Origin of the sequence: Rhodomicrobium sp. Az07 (genome assembly GCF_018619475.1) — a bacterium.
Taxonomy (GTDB): Bacteria; Pseudomonadota; Alphaproteobacteria; order Rhizobiales; family Rhodomicrobiaceae; genus Rhodomicrobium.
The window spans coordinates 19,751-37,230 of the sequence record NZ_JAHFZG010000020.1 but is presented as its reverse complement, the minus strand read 5'-3'; the positions used below and the strand labels follow the sequence as shown (position 1 = coordinate 37,230).

Here is a 17,480-nt window from a genome sequence, read left to right as displayed (position 1 = left end):
CGATGCTCGAGTCCCTTCGTGGACTCGGCTACGCGCCTTCCACCGCACTGGCCGATCTGGTCGACAATTCCATCGCCGCAAATGCGCGCGACGTCGCCGTTCATCTTGAGTGGGCCGGTCCAGAGAGCTGGGTAAGAATCGTCGATGACGGTGAAGGCATGGACGACGCGGCTCTGGAGGCTGGCATGCGCCTTGGCGCTCGCGATCCGAGGGCTGAACGCGCCGCCACCGACCTCGGGCGCTTCGGGCTGGGCCTGAAGACGGCCAGCTTCTCTCAGGCTCGTCGCCTCACCGTCGCCAGTCGGAAGGAAGGTGGACCGGTCGTCTGCCTGCGCTGGGACCTCGATCTCATCGGTCAGGAACCCGGGGCAGACTGGCCGCTCTTCGAGGGACCGGCGCCGGGATCAGAGCATCTGCTCGCGCCGCTTGATCAGATGGCCCACGGCACCGTCGTACTCTGGGAGAAACTGGACCGTATCGTGACGGATGGCTTCCTGGCCACCGACATGATCGAGCTCGCGGATCGCGTGGAGGCGCATCTTGCGATGACCTTCCATCGCCTCATCGATGGCCAACAGCCTATTCTGCGCCTCTCGCTCAATGGCAGAGGGTTGAAGCCTTGGGATCCGTACCTCATCGGTCATCCCGGCAAGGCGCTCGAAAGTCCGGAGTATCGGATCCTCCACACCACCGGTGTGACCGTGCAATGCCACGTCCTTCCGCATCGCGACATGCTCAAACCTGCCGAGCAGGAAGCGGCGGCGGGGCCCGGGGGATGGACGCAGCAGGAGGGCTTCTACGTCTACCGCAACAAGCGTCTCCTTCTCGCTGGGGGGTGGCTTGGCCTCGGCGATGGCGGCAAACCATGGCCGCGCGATGAAGCTCACAGGCTCGCACGTATTCGGCTCGACATACCGAACAGCGCGGATGCCGATTGGAAGATCAATGTCCTGAAATCGACGGCCAGCCCCCCGGTGCGTCTGCGATCCCAGCTTCATCGTCTCGCAACAGAAACACGCGACACGGCGCGGCGGGTCTTCGCCCACCGCGGACACGTGACCCCGGCCTCAGGCACGCGCCCGAACGCAGTCGCCGAAGCATGGCAAGCGCGGCGTTCGGCACAAGGAACGTCTTACCGGATCGCTCGTGACCATGATCTTGTCGCCTCGATCCTCGATCGCGCCGGTCCACTCAAGTCCGACATCCTCGCTCTTCTGAGGCTGATCGAAGAGACAGTGCCCGTGCAGCGTATCTGGCTGGATACGGCGGAAGACAAGGAGACGCCGAGAACTGGCTTCACCGGAGCGGCCGAGAACGAGGTGATGGAGACCCTGTCCTCGATGTTTGAAGCACTGGTGAAGTTCCGCGGGCTCAGCCCGACCGAGGCACGCGAGCGGCTCGGTCGCACGCCCCCATTCGACCGGCACCTCGACCTGGTTGCAGCCCTTGAAGCGAAAGACACGCAATGACGATTTCAAACCAGAAGGCCTTCGATTCAATCCTTTCCATGGCCCAGAACATGCTCCGCCTTGCTGCGGAACGCGCTCAGAGCCCTGTCACTCCGGAAATGATCGAGAAGGAGTTGACCAAGCTGTCGATCATGATGGAGGACGATTTCGCCCTTGTTGATAGGGACGCGCTCGTTGACGAGCTGATCCGCCGTTCAAGCCGCACTGTGGGCGAGAACGCCACCCTGTCGAGCGGTGAGGACCATGTCGCCTGGCTTGATGCAGAAAGGAAAAAGGGCTGGACCTATTGGCAGCGTTACTCGGAGTACATGGAAGCGCGGATCCCCTGGACGGCCCTAGATGCTCTCGATGTCGCCACTGACGAAGTCCTTTCGCAGCTCGAGGACCCGACACGGGAAGGCGCCTGGGATCGTCGCGGACTGGTCGTGGGCCACGTCCAGTCGGGGAAGACAGGCAACTATACCGGACTGATCTGCAAGGCCGCCGACGCAGGTTACAAAATCATCATCGTGCTCGCCGGCCTGCACAACAACCTGAGAGCACAGACCCAGATCCGCCTGGACGAGGGGTTTCTCGGTTTTGCCACCATCGCGGATGCTGACGAGCTCCCAGCAGTGGGGGTCGGACTGATCGACAGGGACATGTCGGTCCGTCCCAATGCTGCAACGAATCGGAGCGACAAGGGCGACTTCAACACGGCCGTTGCGGCGAAGATGAACATCAGCCCGGAACAGCGACCGTGGTTGTTCGTCGTCAAGAAGAACAAGACGGTGCTGGAGCGCCTGCTGCACTGGATCCGCAACCGTGTGGCCAATCACGTCGACCCCGAAACAGGTCGCAAACTCGTCACCAACCTGCCCCTCATGGTGATCGACGACGAGTCCGATCACGGATCTGTCGACACCGGTGAAGATGTCGTGGACGAGTTCGGCAATCCGGATCTAGAACACGAGCCCAAGACGATCAACAGGTTGATCCGGTCGATCCTCCACCATTTCTCGCGGAAGGCTTATGTCGGCTACACGGCGACACCCTTTGCGAACATCTTCATTCATGACCGTGGGGAAACTCAGGAGTACGGACCGGACCTATTCCCCGCAGCCTTCATCACCAGCCTTGCGGCGCCATCGAATTATGTCGGACCAGGTCGTGTCTTCGGATCGGCTTCCAGCACGCCCGAAGACCTGCCCCTGGTGCGCCCGCTTTTGGACGATGAGTTCCAGCCGTGGATGCCGCCACGACACAAGAACGGCTACCGGCCGCGATGGCAGGGAGAGGATCGTGTGCCGGACTCGCTCGCAGAAGCGATCCGCTCCTTCGTCTATGCCTGTGCCGTGAGGAAACTGCGCGGACAAGGCAGCAAGCACTCATCGATGCTCATCCACGTTACCCGCTTCACCTCGGTGCAGAACGCTGTCGTCAACCAGGTCGCAGAGTACGTGCGAGATCTGAAGGGCCGCTACACCCGCGGCATCGAGCTCGAGAACCTCGAGGCGTCCATGCGCACGGAGTATCAGGAAACCTTTCTGCCAGGGATGCAGAGGATCCGTTCCGCCCTCGTCGAAGGAGAAACGCTGGAGGACTTCTCGTGGGCGGACATTCGTGGCGTCCTCCCCGACGTCCTGTCAGACATTCGCGTGCGCGAAATTAACGGGACGGCGAAGGACGCACTCGACTACGCCGAAAATGATGGCACCGGCCTCAAGGTGATTGCCATCGGCGGCGACAAGCTGGCGCGCGGTCTGACGCTGGAGGGTCTCTGCACAAGTTACTTCCTTCGGACCGCGCGCATGTACGACACACTGATGCAGATGGGGCGCTGGTTCGGCTACCGCGACGGCTACCTTGATGTCTGCCGCCTCTACACGTCGCAGGAAATGGTGGAGTGGTTCGGCCATATCGCCGATGCCGCCGAAGAGTTGCGCCAAGAGTTCGACAACATGGTCGCGGCCGGCGCCACGCCAAAACAGTTCGGTCTGCGGGTGAAATCGCATTCGGTGCTGACGGTGACCTCTCGGGCCAAGATGAGAAACGCTCGAGCGATGCAGCTGACCTATTCGGGCGACCTTCTGCAGACTATCGTGTTCCCCAACCGCAAGGACGACATCACGGCGAACTTCAAGGCCACGGATCGGTTCATCAACGCACTCGGTCCATCGACGGATCTCAATGATCAGCATTTCGTTCCACAAGGCCAGAAGTGGAACGGTCACCTTTGGCGAGATGTGCCGGCCCTGAGCGTCATCTCGTTCCTGCGGGATTACAGAACCCACCCTGCCAGTTTCCGGATCATGAGTCCGCTGATTGCGGACTTCATCGAGGAGATGAACAAGGATAGCGAGCTCACGAGCTGGACAGTTGCGCTGATCGGAAAGGATACGGGCCCGGACGACAAGTACCGCAAGGTCGGCGGCTCTTCGGTCAACATGCTGAAGCGGAGGAGAACGACCGAACATGCAGATCGATATTCTATCAAGACCCTGATCTCGCCACGCGATCAGGCCATCGATCTGACGGAAGCAGAATGGAAGGCTGCGCTCGACCTCAGCCAGAAAACGTGGCGCAACGATACCGATCGCAATGAGGGCAAGGAGCCTCCGTCAGAGCCTAGAGGTCCGCAGATCCGTCATATTCTCGGGGAAGGAGACACCGAAGCAGGCGTCCAGGCGCGCCGGGAGCGTGGTCTCCTGATGCTCTACCTGCTCGATCCCGAGGGTGCCGAGGTCGAAGAGCTAAAGGATGCCGATCCCGTCGTCGCCTGGGCAATCAGTTTTCCGTCAAGCAACTCCGAGAGAAGGGTCTCCAATTCGAGGTACATCGCCAACAGCGTACTGTGGGGAGGCCTCAATGAGTGGGTGGACTGAAGAGGGAATCGCGCGTGCCTGGCGAGCTCTCGCGCGCCAAGAAGCGGCGGAAGACTGGCGATTTGTCCACCTCACAGGGATGGGCGCCGTCTCGGTCGAAGCAGGCTGTCACTTTCCGCTCGGTCGGGAAGCCCTGATCGTCTCCTTTCCCGGATCGTGGCCGGTCAATCCGGCACGGCTGCCCGAAGGCAAGGGTTTCGACGTCTCCTGCATCGAGGGTCAAACCGTATTCGCGGGCAAGACGGCGATCGCCCTCGTGAGGCGGCCAGAGGGCTCACCTGATATCTTCGCCATAATGGTCGTGGATGTCTTGAGAACGCTGGAGACTGCAGCCAACAGCGCGAGCCGCGACGTTGCGGACGCCTTCCTCGAACGGGTCCGGGAGTGGCAGGCTTTCATGGCCCGAACGCACCGTCCTCTTTCGTCCGATGCGCAGATCGGCCTGCTCGGCGAACTCTGGATGCTCAGGCTGCTCACGGACACTTCCCTCGGAGCTGGTGCTCTCGACTGCTGGCAGGGGCCGTTGCGGGCTGCACAGGACTTCCACGTTCGGGGTGGCGCGATAGAGGTGAAGAGCACGGTCCGGACCGGCAGCTTCCTCGCGCGGATCAACAGCATCGAACAGCTGGATGGTGACCGGGCGCCCAACTTCCTGTGCGCCTTTCGCTTCGAGGAGAATACCGATGGGGTCTCGCTCGTCGGTCTTGTGACTGAACTCCGAGAAAGGTTCGGACTGGCCGGAGTGCAACGCGGGTTCGAAGCACTGCTCATGGTGATGGGGTACCTCGACGAGCATGCAGCGCTCTACGGGCGCACACTTACATTGAAGGACGCAAGGGCGTTCCGCGCGGAAGGTGACATGCCGCGTCTCACGCGCGCGGCGCTTCCAGCTGCCATCCGCTCAGCTGCCTATGTGCTCGACCTCGACGCGCTCGAAGTTCCCTCGATCGGACTTTCGGAGCTGATCAACGAATTTGGACTGGATTGACATGAGCCTCGATGATTTTCACCGCAACTTTCGTTCCGATCTGCAGACCATCATCGCCGAGCGCGTAGAGGCCGGCGAAGGCCCATTTCCTTCGGATGAGCTCGTTTTTGCGGAAATGGTCATGGAGCATGTTGCAGAAACCGGGATCTGCGAGGCACCAACCGTTTGCCACTGGAGCGGCAAGGTCGGCAACGCGAAACTTCGCATTACAGGCTATGCGCTCAGCTCCGATGAAACGGCTCTCGACCTCTTCGTGACCCACTATTTCGGGACCGAAGAACTGAACGATCTCAGGGACTCGGATGCCACCGCAACCGCGAGCGAAGGCGTTCGCTTTCTGTTTCGAGCGGCAAGCGGCAACCTCGATGCAAGGATCGATCCGACGCATCCGGTCAGGGATCTGGTTGCGACCATTCGTTCTCGCTGGGGCGACATCGACCGACTTCGTGTGTTCGTGATCACCGATGGCAAGACCAAGACCAAGCGGTTCTCGAACAAAGAGGTTCACCAGAAGATGGTGGCTGTCGAGGCCATGGATATGGAGAGGCTGTTCCGCCACACCGAGGGCAAACCGCGAGACGAACTGGCCGTAAGTTTCGTCCAGTCGATCGGTCGGGCGCTTCCCTGCGTACATGTCCCAGACCCTGACGCTGACTACGAGTATGCCCTAACCGCCATTCCAGGGCAGCTCATTCGGGATCTCTATCTGCGCTACGGGACGACGCTGCTCGAAGCCAATATTCGCACCTTTCTGGGAAACAAGCGCGCGGTCAACAAGGGCATCGTCGAAACACTGCGAAAGGAACCGGAGCACTTCCTCGCCTTCAACAATGGCCTCGTGCTTGTCTGCGACGACGCGGCCTTCGAGCGGACCGACGACGGGAATCTGGGCCTGTCCTTCCTGAAAGGTCTGCAGATCGTGAACGGCGGCCAGACGACCTCGACCATCTACTTCTCATCCCGCGATGATCGCACGATCGATCTAAGCCATGTCATGGTCCCGGCCAAGATCATCATCCTCAAGGGATCGCAGGACGAAGCGCGCGAGAGACTGATCAGCAACGTGTCACGGTATGCGAACAGTCAGAACGCGGTGAAGATGTCCGACCTGTCGGCAAACCGCCCGTTCCATCGAGAGCTTGAAAAACTCGCGAACGACACGTGGTGCCCCGACGGTGCAACGCGATGGTTCTACGAGCGCGCAGCTGGCGCCTACAACGTCATGCTGCTGAGGGAAGGCACCACGCCCGCGAAGAGGCGGAACCTGAAGGAGATGATCCCGCCGAAACGCAAGCTGACCAAGAACGACATCGCCAAGTACCATGAAGCGTGGCGCTGCAAGCCGAACCAGGTCGCCATGGCTGGCGAGAAGAACTTCGCGGCCTTCATGGCTGCTCTCGATGACGATCCGACCATTGTCCCAAGCCCGCTCGATGCCCGCTGGTATCGGGCGATGATCGCCAAGGTCATTCTGTTCAAGGCGATCGAGAGCATGATCAAGACGAAGGAGGCGAAAGAGGTGTTTCGCCAGGGATGGGTCAACATCGCGACTTACGTTGTATCGGTGGTTGCCGATCGACTTGGTGACCGGCTCGACCTCGAGCAGATATGGATGCGGCAAGGGATTTCAGCGGGCCTGCGGGACCTGCTCTGGGACTGGGCCGTCGTCGTAAACGCCGAGTTCAACAGGATCGCCCCGGGCCAGCAAATTTCGGAGGTTGCGAAGCGCGCGGACACGTGGGCGAAGGTGAGAGCCGCTGAATTCCCAGTTCCGCGGGGTTCAATCCAGGAGGTGCGACAATCATGATGCCTGTCATGCGGTGTTGTCGCATTTAATGCGTCGAACACCGCATGACAGATCGGTGTTCACCGTTTCAGCGTAGATAGCACGAGCGCTGCAATCTGCCTTGCAAGGAACGGCGGCACGGCATTTCCAACCTGGACATATTGCTGCGTTCGGTTGCCGAGAAACAGGTAATCGTCGGGAAAGGTCTGCAGACGAGCAGCTTCGCGAACCGTCAGGCTGCGGCACTGGATCGGATCGGGGTGAATGAAGTAGTGCCCATCCTTCGAGATGTGGCTCGTGACCGTGGTCGATGCCTCGTCCGCCAGCTGAACCCGGAAGCGGTCATTGAACACACCGCTGTGCCAGTTGCGGTGATCGGGGCTGAGCACCAGAGGAAAATCGGCGGCCTTCGGGCTGTAGCCACGGACGGTCCCGAACACGGCAGCGAACAGGTAGCGACCCAGATCCGATGCCATGTGCCCGCGCGTCTCGTGCTGGGCGATCGCGCGAAGTTCCGGTCGCTCGATCCACTGCAGCAACTCATCGTTCGAAGTGCCGTAGCCGTCTGGCAACCGTGACGCGGCCCGAACGATAGGCGGATTTTCCTTCACTCGCTCCGAAACGGTCAGGAACGCTTCACGGATCGCACGTTTCTCCTTCCCCTTGGAGATACCGGCCAGCAGCTTCGCAGCGTCGAGGACTTCTCTTCGCCAGGCAGCCGCGTCGTCGCGCCCGCGGCTGATACCGCTTCGCAAGGCGGGCATCGTCTCGATGACATCGCGGACGGTCCGCGCCATCCCGGATACAGCGATCTCCGCATCGGCGGCCCGTCCTGCGAGGTCCGAACGGATCCCGACTATGATCACCCTGTGGCGACGCTGCGGAACGCCAAACGCCTCGGCGCGCACGATGAAATCCGAAGGCTGTGCCGCCTCCTGCAGGCTGGCCTTGCCATCCTCGACCCGGACGGCACGAAGTTCGTAGTGATGGGCATGGCCCGTGCCGAGCGAGGACAGATCCTCCATCAGCATCTCGAAGACAAGTCGGCTCTCGACGGTGGACGAAAGCATGCCCTTCACGTTTTCCATCACGAAGGCGGCCGGGCGAAGCTTGTCGAGGACCCGGATGTACTCGCGAAAGAGGTAGTGCCGCGCATCCTCTTCCGGGACGTAACCGACCTTGCCTCTGGAGCGAACGCGTCCCACCAGGGAATAGGCCTGACAGGGCGGGCCGCCGATCACGATCGTGTCGTCGTACTTTGCTTTCAGCGTCGCGATGGCGCCATCTATGGCGGTCGCCGCAGCCCCGGTGCCGAGCTCGAGCGCGCGGGCTTCGTCGATGGCATGCTGCCACGCTTCGGTATCGACGGCTGACCAGTCCGGTTCGGATGCCAGCCCGGCATGGAAATCGATGAACTCTTTCGGCAAGACGCCATGACGTGCACGATACTCGCGCAGAAAGGCACGCAGCGTCAGGGTCCGATGGGCCGACGCTTCCTTCTCGACCGAAATGCCGATCCGGAACGGCGCATGGCCGTCCTCGACGAGGGAAGCAAACCCCTCGCCAAGTCCGCCCGGGCCGGCAAACAGATCGACAATGCCGAAAGTGGAAGGCAAATCAGGCTCCTGACGAATTTGATTCAGCCGGTGTATACCAGGTTCAGGGACGAAAACCAGGACGGATGTGACCGATATCGTGGACCAGCAGACCCGTTCCCGGATGATGTCGGGGATCAGGGGAAAGAACACCAAGCCCGAGCTGGCTCTCAGGCGGGCACTGCACGCGCGCGGTTTTCGTTTCCGGCTTCATTCCGGCAAGGTTCACGGCCGACCGGACCTTGTCCTTTCGAAGTACCGCGCCGTGGTCTTCGTGCACGGCTGCTTCTGGCACCGACACGAGGGGTGCTGCTACGCGACCGTACCGGCAACCCGGCCGGAGTTCTGGCGGGCGAAGTTCGATGCGAACACCGCTCGAGACAGCGCCGTTCGCACAAGACTCCTCGAAGACGGGTGGCGCGTGGCGACGGTATGGGAGTGCGCCCTGCGGAAGCCGGAACAGGTGGAAGCCTCTACGGAAAGCCTGTCGATCTGGCTGCGAACAGAAGAACTTCAGATCGAGATTGGCGACGACAACGCACGTCGATCCTGAGCGGAAGGTCCGTTTTCCTTCCGCGCCATGAAACCAGCACCTTGGTGATCGAGCGACGTTGCTGACCGAGCTGCGCTATCCGCAGGCCCGCGCCTGGTTGCGCATGACAGCGTAGTCGCTCAACATCTCGGCGAGCGCAGATCCCTGTGGCAGCAGGGCCAGCTCCTCGGCCGCCCGCGCCTGGAACTCCCTGCCATACTCGACCACGGGCGGGCATGTCGCCAGCTTCCCGTTCTCAGAACGAACCGTCGCGCAGCCGCTGAGCAAGCTCGTTACGATCGCGAGGGCGGCGAGCCGCCGCTTCCAGCCCCACTTTTGGCAAATGTTCGATTTCTGTTCCATTTCATCGGATGCCACTGACGTCGAAGTGTTCAGCCTACAGCGCCGAAAGCCACTTAGTTTCAGAGCCTTGCAAGAAGTTCACCAAATCCGCGCAGTCATCAGGTCCGGAGAATATCGGCCCTAAGAGAACGCTTCCGGGCCATCGCGCACCGGGGCCAGTGCTCAGCCCCTCGCGCATAACCCTCGAAAACAACGAGAAAATCCGGCCGCAGCCGGATCGGGAGAACGCTTTCGCAAGGGCAAGTGGCGGAGACGGAGGGATTCGAACCCTCGAGACCCTTTTGGGGGTCTGCTCATTTAGCAAACGAGTGCCTTCAGCCTCTCGGCCACGTCTCCACGTCGAATCCTGAACGGTGAACCGCCAGCCTTCGAGTTCGCCGTTTCTATCATCGGAGTCGGGGAGACGCAATCCATGCTGTCGCGATTCTTCATTCCGCGTGCGCATATATGTTCGTTCGGAAACGCGAGCGATGCCCTTGGTGCGCATATCCGGCTTATCGGCGTTGCCAAGGTTATTTGAAGCAAGTTGCTAGTTTAGAACGGGCTCTCGGCGGCCAACGTCGCCGCGCCGGCTGAGGTGTGAATGTGCTGGTGCCGGAGGTTGTATGGCCGCCGCACAAGAGCAGGAAATGCGCGATGTAGCGCTACTGGTCAACCGGCTTATGGTAAGCATGCTGATGACCGACGAGGCCACGCTTTACTGCAAGATCGGCATGAGTGACCACTTCACGGTGGAGCACGGCAAGAACGAATACGTTCGCGGCTCCGTTCACGTGAACACGCTGGAAGGAACCCAGGCTGTGAGTCGGTGGCTGTCGGCTTTCTCGCGCGCCCCTTCCCAGACATGGCGGGTGACGAGGCGGGTCGCGTTTGCGCTCGATGTGCAGGAGGCGGTTTTGCGACAGGGTCGAGGCGTCGAACAGCGGATCGGTGAGCTTCAGCCCCAAAACCAGCGATAGGCGACATTCACCTCGATGTCGCGCACGATTTGGCGCTTCGAGCGGACCGCGAACAGTAGCCGATGAACATAGCCTTGAACATCACGACGGGATCGAGCGCGGGGCGTCCGTTGTCGGCGCAGTAGAGGCCAGCAACCCGGTCGCGGATGAAGGAGAACTCGACCGCCGCTTCCATCTTGCGCAGAGGTGGTCCTACGGGGCGAGGCCTTTGATGCCCACCATCTCAAGCGCGGTCTGTTGCGGAATCGGCTTCTTCAGCATGACCCAATGAATCAAAAAGCTCCCGCCAAGGCGAGAGCTTTGTCAGCAGTCTGAAGGCCGGGTTGCCCGGCCTTCAGAGATGTTCGGAAGGGGTCGTAGAAGCGACTAGTACGTGACCTTCGCGGTCGCGACGAATGCTGAACCCGCCTGGAAGACGTCTACGCCTGCCGGAGCTTCGTTTTCTTCGAGCGTCGTGTTCCAGTAACGCAGGTCGAGCGAGAACGCCTTGTAGGCCGCCGTCACGCCGACATTGCCGTAGGTGTAGTCGTTCAGCTTCGAAGTCGGCGTGGCATAGTCCTCCTCGAACATCTGATGACCGAGCGTGCCGCTCAGTGTGAAGCCGACGTCGGAATAGGTGTAGATCGGCTTCGACAGCGTGCCTTCGATGGCGAGCGCGCCGCCGAGTTCGCCCGTATAGTCAGGCGAATAGAAGAACGTCAGGCCGCCGGTGATGTCGCTGAACAGCGTCTTGCTTGCACCAGCCTTGAATTCCACGAAGTTGAGTTCGGGGCCAGCCTCCTGGTTCGGATAGTTGTAGGAAATGATGCCGAAGTCGAAGGTGATACCGTTCCACACCGGCTTGATGCCGCCATAGACGTCGATTTCAAGATGCGTGTCGACCTGATTCGCCGGAGCAGAAGAAGGCGAGTCGAAGTTCACGCCCGACAGCGCCGTGCCGACATAGAAGATGCCGTAGGAAGCGTCAGCGCCGCCCTGAAGCGTGCCGTCGCGGCGGGTCTGCGAGATGCCGCGGAAGATGTAGTCGCTCGTGCCGCCGGCCCAGACCGACCACGTGAACGGGTTGACCTCCATCGGGCCATCCTTCAGGCCGCCGCTGTACAGGTCGGCCGACATCGCCGTCGTGGAAGAAAGAGCAAGCGCCGCGCCAGCCAGCAAGCCCGCCCCAATTTTCGAAACACCCCCAAGTGCCACTTGTATATACTCCGTCTTGAATTGCCCATATGCACCCAAGTGAACTATCGCGCGGCAACGGAGCAGCCGCAACGGCGGCATGCTGATTCCTTGCCTGAAGCTTGTCGAGAGTTGCATTTGTGTGACGATGCATCGGTTTTCACCAGATAACCCGGTGCTGCGCGGAGCGGGTGCCTAAATTATGTGCATGGAAGTTTGATTCAGATCGGGGCAAAGCTGCGAAAATGGCTATCTAATCCGCATTCGCAGGCGCCACCGCATGATCGCTAGAGCCGGATCCGATCAGGTTGACGCAACCTGATCGGTGAATCCGTCTCTAAACTTCGAAGAAGAGCCCGTTCCGATCTGATTGCGATTCAATCAGATCGGAACGGGCTGTAGAGAAAGATGGACACCGATGACCGACTGGATCGGCCGATTTCCCGCCCTCGATGACCTTCCGCCAACCCTGCGCGCGCGGCTTGTGAACGAAAGTCGGCTCGCGGCGCTGCCCGAGGGCACACGCATTTTCGGACCCGGCCAGGCGCCATCCAACTTCCTCATTCTGTTGAGCGGCAGCGTCCGCGTTCAGCAGGTTTCGGAAAACGGGCGCGAAATCGTGCTCTACCGCATTGCGGCGGGCGAAAGCTGCGCGCTTACGACGGCCTGCATTCTCGGCTACGAGGATTACCGCGCGGAGGCCATCGCCGAGACGGCGGTCGAAGCCGTTGCCACGCCGCGCGCGACGTTCGAGGATCTCATCGCCCAGTCGCCTCCATTCCGGCGGTTTGTGTTCAAGACCTTCAGCGACCGCATTACCGACCTGTTTCGCATCATCGACGAAATCGCCTTTTCGCGCGTGGATATCAGGCTCGCGCAGAAGCTCGCGCAGCTTCGGAATGCAAATGGCGATGTCGAGGCGACGCATCACCAACTCGCGACCGAACTCGGCACGGCGCGCGAGGTCGTGAGCAGGCAATTGCAGGAATTCCAGCGGCGAGGCTGGGTGAAGATCGGGCGCGGTCTGGTTTCCGTCCCGGCCGACAGCGCGCTCTTCGATTTCGCCCGCTCGAACGATCACAGTTCTGTGACTTAGTCACAGACAGCGGGCTATTCGGCGCCCACCTTCTCTTTAATCGGTTCCATTCGAGAAGGAGGGTCGCTTGATGAACGCGACTGTTGAAGACATCGGAGGCGACGTATCGCGCCGCGATTTTCTCTATCTCGCCACCGGCGCATTTGCAGCGATCGGGGCAGCCGGGGCGCTTTGGCCGCTGGTCGACCAGATGAACCCCGATGCGTCCGCCCTGTCTCTGGCGACGATTGAGATCGATATCACGCCCGTGCAGACGGGGCAGGCAGTCACCGTTCTCTGGCGCGGCATGCCGATTTTCGTCCGCAATCTCACCGCCGAGGAAGTCGAAAAGGGCAAGGCTGCCGATGTCTCCGACCTGAAGGACCCCGTCGCGCGGCTTCTGGGTTCGACGGCCGAGCTTCCTGCGACGGCAGCAAACATCACCAAGGCCGGGAAGGACAACTGGCTCGTCGCGGTCGGCATCTGTACCCATCTCGGCTGCGTGCCGAAGGGCCAGAACCCCGGCGACCCGCGCGGTCCCTTCGGCGGCTATTTCTGCGTCTGCCACGGCTCGGTCTACGATACGCTCGGCCGCGTCAGAAGCGGTCCCGCGCCGCGCAACCTCGACATTCCGCCCTACGAGTTTATCGGCGAGACCAAGATCAAACTCGGGTGATGCAGAGTGTTCGGGCGAAGTGAAATGACGCATTCGATAAGAATGACGAAAAGTTCCGCTCAAGTGACTAAGTCACAGACCCGCCGACAGGGAACGCATAGCCTGCCGTTCATCAGATAACATCTAGGAAATGTGGAGGATTACATGACAAGCAATGTCGGCGGACTCGACCGTATCCTGCGGATCGTCGTGGGCCTGGGTCTCATCGCGTTGGTCTTCGTCGGACCGCAGACACCGTGGGGCTGGCTCGGCGTCATTCCGCTCGCTTCCGCACTTATCGGCTTCTGCCCCGCTTATCGTCTGCTGGGCATCCGTACATAAGAATCACTCCTCGTCACGCAGAGGGTCGTGTCGATTTACGACACGACGCCTCTGACTGCTGACAAAGCTCCCGCCAAGGCGACAGCTTTGTCAGTCAGAAGGCCGCTACGACAGCGCAGAATGGGTGCTTGAACTAAAAGCGTGTCAACTCCCACGCGCGGCGCGGAGCCGCTCCGCGATGTCGGTGCAGAGCGCGGCGAGCCGGGGCTCCGCGAGCGCCGCACGCGCGGCCACGAGGTTGGCCTCGGACCGAAGGATCAGCCCGTCGCTCAGGATGCGCAGCCCGTTCGCGCGGAGCGTCGCGCCCGTGCTCGTGATGTCGACGATGCCTTCCGCCATGCCGGCGGCGGGCGCCCCCTCGGTCGCGCCGAGGCTCTCCACCGTGCGATAGTGAACGACGCCCTTGTCGGTGAAGAAGCGGCGCGTCAGCATGGGATATTTCGTGGCGATGCGAAGCCGCCTGCCGTGCTCGGCCGTGAACAGCGCGCCCGCCTCTTCGAGGTCGGCCATGGTCTCCACGTCGAGCCAGCAATCCGGCACCGCAACGACGACATCGGCATGGCCGAAGCCGAATTTCACCAGCAGGTCCACGCGCTCGTCGGCATCGGGGATCTGCTCGCGCACGAGGTCTTCGCCCGTGACGCCGAGATGCACGCGCCCGCTTTGCAGGTGCCGCGCGATCTCGCCCGCCGAAAGAAATTCCACCGCGACATCCGGCACGCCCGCCATCGCGCCTTTGTAGCCTCGCGCGTCGCCCGTCTTCTCGATGGCGATGCCGCCCGCGCGAAACAGGTCGAGCGTGTCTTCCATCAGCCGCCCCTTGGACGGCACGCCGACGATGAGCTTGTCCATGCGCTATCTCCCCGACGCCGCGACGAGCAGCCGCTCGGTGTGGATGGCCGCGCCCACGGCGGGCAGGTCGCGCGCGCCGCCCGAGAGCGCAGCGATGAGGCCGTCGTAACGCCCGCCGCCCGCGATTTGCCGGTCCACGCCCGCCGCGTCGATGCGGAACACCATGCCGGTGTAATATTCGAAATGCCGCCCGAAATCTGCCTCGAAGATCACCGGGGCACAGCCCGCGAGTTTCTTGATGCCGTCGAGCAGCGCGCGCGCATCGTCCATCACCGGGCCGAGGTCGAGCGAGGCGTCGGCGGCGAGGGAGGCGATGCGGTCGAGCGCCGTATCCACGTCGCCGCGCGTGTCGAGATAGTCGCGCGTGAGCCGCACGGTTTCGGCGGAAAGCGGCGCTTCCTGTACGTCCGCGGCGCGATCTTGCAGCCGCCTCACGATTTCCGACGGGCGACGAAGACCGATGAACGGCACACCTTGCGCGTCGAGATGGGCGAGCAAGCCGTCTTCGTCGAGCGCCGTTTCCGGCAGCGCGGGAGCGCGGTCCGCCTGCGAGCGCGAGAGGATGTCGAGTTCCTCCGCGAAGGCTTGCCGCCGGAAGGCGCGGGCGAGGCGGTCGCGCCAGCGCTGCGGCATGTCGAGCGCGTTGAGCAGCGCGCGGACGAGGCCGATATGCCCGACGCGGATGGTGAAATCGAGAACGCCGCAGGATCGCACGACATCGAGCGTCAGCGCCATCACTTCGAGGTCGGCGTCGATGCCGCGCGCGCCGTAATATTCGATGCCGGCTTGGCGAAATTCGCGCGTGCGCAGCCGCTCGGGCTTCGCCTGAATGCGGAAGGCGGGGCCGTTGTAGCAGAACTTCGAAATGCCATCGGCGCCGCCGCGCTCAAGGAACACGCGCGCCACGGGGAGCGTGAGGTCGGGGCGAAGGCAAAGCTCGACGCCGCTCGGATCGCTGAAGATGTAGGTGCGCGCGCGCAGCCGCTCGCCGATGCGGTCCAGAAACAGGCTCGCGGGCTGGATGAAGGCCGGGGCCACGCGCTCGTACCCCTTCGCCGCGAACAGCGTCATGATGGACGCAGCCTGCGCTTCGAGCGCCTCGAATTCCCTTGCGCCTTCCGCCGTCACGCCTTGGCCTGCTGTTCGAGAAGTTTCTGCACGGCGGCGACGAGATCGCCCTCGCTCACGGAAAATTGCGCCGGGCGCGCTTCTTTCCATTCGGAATGATCGGAGATTTCGCCGGAAAGCCGCGCGCCTTCGAGCAGATCCTTGATCGTGACCTCGCCTTTGGCGCGCTCGTCCTCCCCCAGAATGATGACGCAGGGGCTGCCGCGCTTGTCGGCGTATTTCATCTGCGCCTTCATGCCCGCATCGCCGACATACATCTCCGCGCGGATGCCAGCGTCGCGGAGCTGTTTCGCCATGCGCTGGTAGTCGCCGACGCGCGCCTTGTCCATGACGAGCACGACGACAGGTCCGGCCGCCTTCGCAGCGCCGATCTTGCCGAGATGCGACAGCGCCGCATAAAGCCGCGACACGCCGATGGAAAAGCCGGTGGCGGGTACGGGCTGCGAGCGGAAGCGCGACACGAGGCCGTCATAGCGTCCGCCGCCGCCGACCGAGCCGAAGCGCACGGTCTGGCCGCTCTCGTCGGTCGCGGGGAAGGTCAGCTCCGCCTCGAAGACGGGGCCGGTGTAATATTCGAGGCCGCGCACCACGGTTGGGTCGAAACGGATGCGCTTTGATCCGTAGCCGCTGATGGCTGAAAGTTGGAAAATCTTTTCGAGTTCATAGACAGCCGCCTCACCGACCTTAGATGATTGCAAGAAGGGGGAAAGGCTAGCTAATGTAGCAATATTTGAGTAAGTCCAACCACAATCATTAATATATTCGTCACCGGATACAATATACGGATGTGCATCATTTAAATCATAAAACTTAATTTCAGCAGCAAACAGAAAGTCGCATAGTATTTTTATTTGCGTTTCGTCAAGGCCAGCACCCTTCGTGAAGTCTCCACTTTCATCTATCCGGCCAGTACCGAGTAATTTTTTGATTTCAGACAACGGAAACTTATCCGCCTTATCTATTGTACGCAGCACAGCGAGACGGCGCGCCGTGTTCTGAGGCCCGCCGAGGCCAATCCCTTCCATCACGCCGTCGAGGATCTTGCGGCTCGAGACCTTGATGACGTAAGACCCGCGCGGAATGCGAAGCGCTTCCAGCGTATCCGCCGCGAGCATGCACATCTCGGCGTCGGCGGCGGGGTTGGCCGTGCCGACCGTATCCGCGTCGAATTGCATGAATTGCCGGAAGCGCCCCGGTCCGGGCTTCTCGTTGCGGTAGACATAGCCCGTCTGGTAGCGGCGGAACGGCTTCGGCGTGGCATCGAAATTCTGCGCGACATAGCGCGCGAGCGGCGCGGTGAGGTCGTAGCGCATCGACACCCATTGCTCGTCCTCGTCCTGGAACGAGAACACGCCCTCGTTCGGGCGGTCGGTGTCGGGCAGGAACTTGCCGAGCGCGTCCGTATATTCGAACGCGGGCGTGTCGAGCGGCTCGAAGCCGTAGCGCTCATACACCTCGCTGATAGTGTCGAGCATGTGCTTCAGCGCGCGCAGTTCCTGCGCTTCGACGTCGCGCATGCCTTTCGGCAGTCGCGCCTTGACCTGGGATTTCGATGGCTTCTTGTCGCTCATGCGGAAAGGAATGAAGCCGACCGCGAGCGAGCGCAAGACTTTTGTGCTGATTGAGGCGACGCGCGGCGACCAAAGACGACGTGGTGGATGGGGCGCGGAGCAACAAAGATTGGCTTGGAAAGGAGGGA

General features: G+C 61.7%; 14 protein-coding genes, 1 tRNA gene and 1 pseudogene. 8 read left to right on the top strand and 8 right to left on the bottom strand.

Annotated features, from left to right (window positions below):
• Nucleotides 1-2 precede the first annotated feature (2 nt).
• From KKP04_RS13570 to KKP04_RS13555, 4 genes are read left to right on the top strand one after another with little or no spacing between them, the layout of a single operon-like run.
• On the top strand, nt 3-1,469 hold the full coding sequence (locus tag KKP04_RS13570) for an ATP-binding protein (RefSeq protein WP_251134110.1): 1,467 nt from the start codon (nt 3-5) through the stop codon (nt 1,467-1,469).
• Entirely contained in the window at nt 1,466-4,333 is a 2,868-nt protein-coding gene (locus tag KKP04_RS13565; RefSeq protein WP_215032599.1) for a Z1 domain-containing protein, read from the top strand. The genes KKP04_RS13570 and KKP04_RS13565 overlap by 4 nt, the downstream gene beginning before the upstream one ends.
• Nucleotides 4,317-5,321: a PD-(D/E)XK motif protein gene (locus KKP04_RS13560; RefSeq protein WP_215032596.1), complete on the top strand. Its 1,005-nt coding sequence runs from the start codon at nt 4,317-4,319 to the stop codon at nt 5,319-5,321. The genes KKP04_RS13565 and KKP04_RS13560 overlap by 17 nt, the downstream gene beginning before the upstream one ends.
• A 1-nt stretch (nt 5,322) precedes the next feature.
• Nucleotides 5,323-7,128 (top strand): AIPR family protein, encoded by a 1,806-nt coding sequence (locus tag KKP04_RS13555; protein ID WP_215032593.1) that lies wholly within the window; start codon nt 5,323-5,325, stop codon nt 7,126-7,128.
• Between the two features lie 59 nt (nt 7,129-7,187).
• On the opposite strand, the gene KKP04_RS13550 is transcribed toward KKP04_RS13555, so the two are convergent.
• Nucleotides 7,188-8,723: a DNA cytosine methyltransferase gene (locus tag KKP04_RS13550; protein ID WP_215032591.1), complete on the bottom strand. Its 1,536-nt coding sequence runs from the start codon at nt 8,721-8,723 to the stop codon at nt 7,188-7,190.
• Between the two features lie 67 nt (nt 8,724-8,790).
• On the opposite strand from KKP04_RS13550, the gene KKP04_RS13545 reads away from it, so the two are divergent.
• The gene (locus KKP04_RS13545) at nt 8,791-9,255 is read left to right on the top strand and encodes a very short patch repair endonuclease (RefSeq protein WP_215032588.1); all 465 of its coding nucleotides are present in this window, start codon (nt 8,791-8,793) and stop codon (nt 9,253-9,255) included.
• 75 nt (nt 9,256-9,330) lie between these two features.
• On the opposite strand, the gene KKP04_RS13540 is transcribed toward KKP04_RS13545, so the two are convergent.
• The 4 genes and pseudogenes from KKP04_RS13540 to KKP04_RS13520 form a co-directional block, all read right to left on the bottom strand.
• Nucleotides 9,331-9,597: a hypothetical protein gene (locus KKP04_RS13540; RefSeq protein ID WP_215032585.1), complete on the bottom strand. Its 267-nt coding sequence runs from the start codon at nt 9,595-9,597 to the stop codon at nt 9,331-9,333.
• Between the two features lie 244 nt (nt 9,598-9,841).
• Nucleotides 9,842-9,933 (bottom strand) — tRNA-Ser (locus tag KKP04_RS13535).
• 554 nt (nt 9,934-10,487) lie between these two features.
• Nucleotides 10,488-10,817 (bottom strand): annotated as a pseudogene (locus KKP04_RS13525) (transposase); the annotation flags it as partial.
• Between the two features lie 105 nt (nt 10,818-10,922).
• Complete coding sequence (locus KKP04_RS13520) at nt 10,923-11,672, bottom strand: TorF family putative porin (RefSeq protein WP_215032582.1); 750 nt, start codon at nt 11,670-11,672, stop codon at nt 10,923-10,925.
• 475 nt (nt 11,673-12,147) lie between these two features.
• Between KKP04_RS13520 and KKP04_RS13515 the strand changes: the two genes are divergently transcribed.
• The 3 genes from KKP04_RS13515 to KKP04_RS13505 all read left to right on the top strand — a co-directional run bounded on the left by KKP04_RS13515 (nt 12,148) and on the right by KKP04_RS13505 (nt 13,801).
• Nucleotides 12,148-12,825, top strand: a complete 678-nt coding sequence (locus tag KKP04_RS13515; protein ID WP_215032563.1) for a Crp/Fnr family transcriptional regulator — start codon at nt 12,148-12,150, stop codon at nt 12,823-12,825.
• 70 nt (nt 12,826-12,895) lie between these two features.
• Nucleotides 12,896-13,480 (top strand): ubiquinol-cytochrome c reductase iron-sulfur subunit, encoded by a 585-nt coding sequence (petA, locus tag KKP04_RS13510; RefSeq protein WP_215032560.1) that lies wholly within the window; start codon nt 12,896-12,898, stop codon nt 13,478-13,480.
• Nucleotides 13,481-13,624: 144 nt separating this feature from the next.
• Nucleotides 13,625-13,801 carry a DUF2892 domain-containing protein gene (locus KKP04_RS13505; RefSeq protein WP_215032557.1) on the top strand — a complete coding sequence of 59 codons (177 nt, stop codon included), beginning with the start codon at nt 13,625-13,627 and terminating at the stop codon, nt 13,799-13,801.
• Between the two features lie 144 nt (nt 13,802-13,945).
• Here the strand turns inward: KKP04_RS13505 and hisG are convergent, their stop codons facing one another.
• The 3 genes from hisG to hisS are packed head-to-tail and all read right to left on the bottom strand — an operon-like array spanning nt 13,946 to nt 17,352.
• On the bottom strand, nt 13,946-14,653 hold the full coding sequence (hisG, locus tag KKP04_RS13500; RefSeq protein WP_215032554.1) for an ATP phosphoribosyltransferase: 708 nt from the start codon (nt 14,651-14,653) through the stop codon (nt 13,946-13,948).
• A 3-nt stretch (nt 14,654-14,656) separates the two neighbouring features.
• Nucleotides 14,657-15,781, bottom strand: coding sequence for an ATP phosphoribosyltransferase regulatory subunit (locus KKP04_RS13495; protein WP_215032552.1), 1,125 nt, complete (start codon nt 15,779-15,781; stop codon nt 14,657-14,659).
• On the bottom strand, nt 15,778-17,352 hold the full coding sequence (hisS, locus tag KKP04_RS13490; RefSeq protein WP_215032664.1) for a histidine--tRNA ligase: 1,575 nt from the start codon (nt 17,350-17,352) through the stop codon (nt 15,778-15,780). Before hisS ends, KKP04_RS13495 begins: the two co-directional genes overlap by 4 nt.
• Nucleotides 17,353-17,480: the final 128 nt, after the last annotated feature.

What these genes read in the sequence shown, in the direction of transcription:
- petA (WP_215032560.1), top strand. Translation starts at nt 12,896, where the DNA reads ATGAACGCGACTGTTGAAGACATCGGAGGCGACGTATCGCGCCGCGAT.
- KKP04_RS13540 (WP_215032585.1), bottom strand. Translation starts at nt 9,597, where the DNA reads ATGGAACAGAAATCGAACATTTGCCAAAAGTGGGGCTGGAAGCGGCGG.
- hisG (WP_215032554.1), bottom strand. Translation starts at nt 14,653, where the DNA reads ATGGACAAGCTCATCGTCGGCGTGCCGTCCAAGGGGCGGCTGATGGAA.
- KKP04_RS13570 (WP_251134110.1), top strand. Translation starts at nt 3, where the DNA reads ATGCTCGAGTCCCTTCGTGGACTCGGCTACGCGCCTTCCACCGCACTG.
- KKP04_RS13515 (WP_215032563.1), top strand. Translation starts at nt 12,148, where the DNA reads ATGACCGACTGGATCGGCCGATTTCCCGCCCTCGATGACCTTCCGCCA.
- KKP04_RS13560 (WP_215032596.1), top strand. Translation starts at nt 4,317, where the DNA reads ATGAGTGGGTGGACTGAAGAGGGAATCGCGCGTGCCTGGCGAGCTCTC.
- KKP04_RS13505 (WP_215032557.1), top strand. Translation starts at nt 13,625, where the DNA reads ATGACAAGCAATGTCGGCGGACTCGACCGTATCCTGCGGATCGTCGTG.
- KKP04_RS13520 (WP_215032582.1), bottom strand. Translation starts at nt 11,672, where the DNA reads ATGTCGGCCGACCTGTACAGCGGCGGCCTGAAGGATGGCCCGATGGAG.
- hisS (WP_215032664.1), bottom strand. Translation starts at nt 17,352, where the DNA reads ATGAGCGACAAGAAGCCATCGAAATCCCAGGTCAAGGCGCGACTGCCG.
- KKP04_RS13565 (WP_215032599.1), top strand. Translation starts at nt 1,466, where the DNA reads ATGACGATTTCAAACCAGAAGGCCTTCGATTCAATCCTTTCCATGGCC.
- KKP04_RS13555 (WP_215032593.1), top strand. Translation starts at nt 5,323, where the DNA reads ATGAGCCTCGATGATTTTCACCGCAACTTTCGTTCCGATCTGCAGACC.